At 35.6% G+C, this 1623-nt stretch carries 2 protein-coding genes; one reads left to right on the top strand and one right to left on the bottom strand.

Annotated elements, in window-relative coordinates:
• Positions 1–119: 119 nt before the first annotated feature.
• On the bottom strand, positions 120–1196 hold the full coding sequence (locus tag RUMCAL_RS11380) for a hypothetical protein (RefSeq protein WP_021683039.1): 1077 nt from the start codon (positions 1194–1196) through the stop codon (positions 120–122).
• 111 nt (positions 1197–1307) lie between these two features.
• Between RUMCAL_RS11380 and RUMCAL_RS11375 the strand changes: the two genes are divergently transcribed.
• Positions 1308–1623, top strand: a 316-nt coding sequence (locus RUMCAL_RS11375; RefSeq protein WP_040648086.1) for a phage portal protein, incomplete at its 3' end; no start/stop codon positions are given.

Here is a 1623-nt window from a genome sequence, read left to right as displayed (position 1 = left end):
ATTATGGCTCTTGACCGTGCAATTCGCTGTGGATTGGGTGATTCTGGGGCGAGTGTTTATGATGAGAGGGAGTTGTTAGTTTTATAATTATTGTAAATTTGGAAAATGATTGTTTAAGATTAACGATTAGATAGCAAGAACTTATTTAACAAGTGTTTATTCCACTCATCTTCACAAATAAAGCTTAGCACAGCCGAATCAAAAGAAAGAAGGTATGAATTTTGATCAAATATAATACTCTTCTTTCTATTTACAACTTGCTTGTCAACAGAGCCAACATAAAGCATATCAAAGATATCGTTCTTTTTGAGTTTCTGACCCCGTTCTAACCAAGCACTAAGAAGTGTTTTTATGTATTTAGCTTGATGCTTTGTATATCCCTTTTCCCTGAAAATATCAGGGATTCTTGTTTTAGCTTCCTGTAGAAAAGTAGAGTCAGTAGCAAGAGCGTCAACAACAATTCTCATTATGTGGTCTTCATCAAAACCACTATTGCGTGCTTTTTGAGCTGAATTACACATTACCGTGTATAAATCTTGTTCATTTTCCAAGAACTTCGTCACCGTGTCAATAATCATTTGAAAAATAACACAGTTTTGAACAAGCAATTCCATATATTTTTTCTTTAAATATTGCTGTGATTTATTATTATCCGCATACCCGTCTTTAAGAGATTTAGTTAATTGTGAGGTGTGGTCTTCTTTCATTTCATTTAAAAAATCATTGCCTAAATAGTGCAAGACGTTTCCCCTGATATCATCAGTTAATGAAGAAATAGATTTAAGGTAATAATCCGCATACAATAAGCTGATTGTTTGAAGGAACACATATGCGTGTCGAATCTCTATTTCTATCTTTACATCAAGCAATTTATACGCATATTTTTTTAGTGTATCTCTTGATGCACATAATTGTAGAATGGTTAGTTCGTCCGATGTAAAGCAGTGATTAGGTAAATTATTCAGAACCTTTATATTTTTATCTTTTATGAATGAAAGAATGTTCTTTATATCATCCGGATAATCTCTAAAATGGACAACTATCTCCATAAGCACAGAAGCAGGTAAACTCAAATCAGTACGGATATCTAAATAATTACATAGTTTATTTACATCAAGGTTAGGATCACTTAGAGGTAAATGCAACATATCCCTACCATAATACCAATAAATGGCGTTAGCGTCTAAATATATCATATTGCACATCCTTTTTATAAAAATTACAACTTAGCTAAATCTAATACCCAGATTTACTATATTATATCACATCTCACCGAAAAATTCAATCCTGAAAGGAGCGTGATCCCCATGAGCATTTTCAAAGGACTTTTCAAAAGCCGCGATAAGCCCCAGAACAGCTACGACAGCCCGTCCTACACCTACTTTTTTGGACGAGCGCACAGCGGCAAACGAGTGGATGACCGAAGTGCCATGCAGCATACTGTTGTGTACGCCTGTGTAAGAGTATTGTCGGAAGCAATCGCACAGTTGCCTTTGCATCTATATCAATACACTGAAAACGGAAAAGAGCGAGTGCCGCAGCACCCGCTCTATTTTTTGCTCCACGATCAGCCAAATCCAGAAATGACATCATTTGTTTTCAGGGAGACCTTAATGTCCCACT

The organism is Ruminococcus callidus ATCC 27760, assembly GCF_000468015.1.
Lineage (GTDB): Bacteria > Bacillota > Clostridia > Oscillospirales > Ruminococcaceae > Ruminococcus_C > Ruminococcus_C callidus.
The sequence above is the reverse complement of the archived record's forward strand: the minus strand, read 5'-3'. Positions and strand labels throughout refer to the sequence as shown.